General features: G+C 60.4%; 1 protein-coding gene. It reads right to left on the reverse strand.

Annotation, left to right across the window (positions count from 1 at the left end):
- Positions 1–54: 54 nt before the first annotated feature.
- Positions 55–1077, reverse strand: a complete 1023-nt coding sequence (locus tag HDF15_RS25445) for an IS110 family transposase (protein WP_184261264.1) — start codon at positions 1075–1077, stop codon at positions 55–57.
- Positions 1078–1337: the final 260 nt, after the last annotated feature.

Raw genomic sequence — 1337 nt, forward strand, 5'->3', positions numbered from 1 at the left:
CGGAAGATTCTCTCTTGAGAAGCAAGGACTTTTCCTAGTTAGGGTGAAGATTTTCTAAGAGGTAAGGAGATTGGGGAAGAGTTTGTCTCCATTGTAGGGAGTATTGGATTTGAAGACCCCGAAGATGGCATGGAGGAGTTTTCTGGCGACAGCCAGGAGGGCCTGGAGTTTGGATTTGTGTCGTTGCAGGAGAGTAGCGTAGAAGGCTTTCATGTGTGGGTCGAAGCGGACTGCGACCAGAGCGGGCATGTAGAGAGCCCGGCGCAGCAGTGGGTTGCCGTGCCGACTGATGCGCGAGGGCAGACGCACTGAGGTGCCGGAGGTTCTGTGAGCCGGATCGAGGCCGCTATGGGCCACCCACTGACGTACTGTCATATTGGGATCGAGCCCTGCCAGTTCGCCTAACAGCTGCACCGCGCTGGTCTCTGCGATGCCGGTGATGGCCTTCAAGTGGAGGAACTTGCGCTGCAGTTCGGGATGTTTTCCGATCAGCGCTACAGCCTCCCGGCGCAGTCTGAGGAGGCGCTTGTGCAACCCAGCCAGAGACCTCTTGAGATCGTCGCGGACACAGCGGGGTGTGGTCCTGGAGCCTGCCGAGGCATGCAGTCTGTTGTTCAACCGCGCGTGCTCCTGGGTGAGGGTGGCGATGTGACGGCTGATGGCGCGCAACTCCAGCGCGTTGAGTCCGGGCCGCTTCCAGGCGACGAACTCCATTCTGCGGCTGTACTGGGCCAGCACCCTCGCGTCGGCCTTGTCGGTCTTGGACCGGCTCAGGGTCTGTGCGAACCGGTTGACCTTCTTCGGGTTCAGCACCGCCAGTTCGAGGCCCTCAGCCGCGTCCAGGGCCAGCGCCAGATCCAGCGAGTAGATGCCGGTGGCCTCCAGCGATACCCGGACCCGCTCTCCACGCTGCCACAACCAGGCGATCATCTGCCTGTGACCGGTTGCAGAGTTGGCGAACTGGCGCTCCTGAAACCCTTCTGCTTGCTCGGGTTGAACCGCCACCGCCAGCGTCTTGGCGCTTACATCGATACCGCAGAACAAAAGGGCTGGTTTCAGTTGGGACTGCTTGCTCATCGGCCTTCTCCGCTTTAGGATGTGGTCTCGGCTTCCGTCCCGCGTCCGCTCTGACACGGACTTGCTCTTTTCGCCAACCTTGAACATGCAGGCTCAAAAGGCCTCCGATTCTCCACGGCGTCCAAAAGAGAGGGACGGGGGCCGATCTTCCGACAGGCTCAACTCTCGCTGGCCTCAGGGCATGACGGCCTCTCCGCCAAAACGTAACCCATCGTTACGCCTCACATCGCAAGATACAAGGGCATGGCTTCAGCCATGCC

The organism is Granulicella mallensis (genome assembly GCF_014203225.1).
Taxonomy (GTDB): domain Bacteria; phylum Acidobacteriota; class Terriglobia; order Terriglobales; family Acidobacteriaceae; genus Granulicella; species Granulicella mallensis_A.

Coding starts and splice junctions, on each gene's coding strand:
- HDF15_RS25445 (WP_184261264.1), bottom strand. CDS start 1,077: ATGAGCAAGCAGTCCCAACTGAAACCAGCCCTTTTGTTCTGCGGTATC.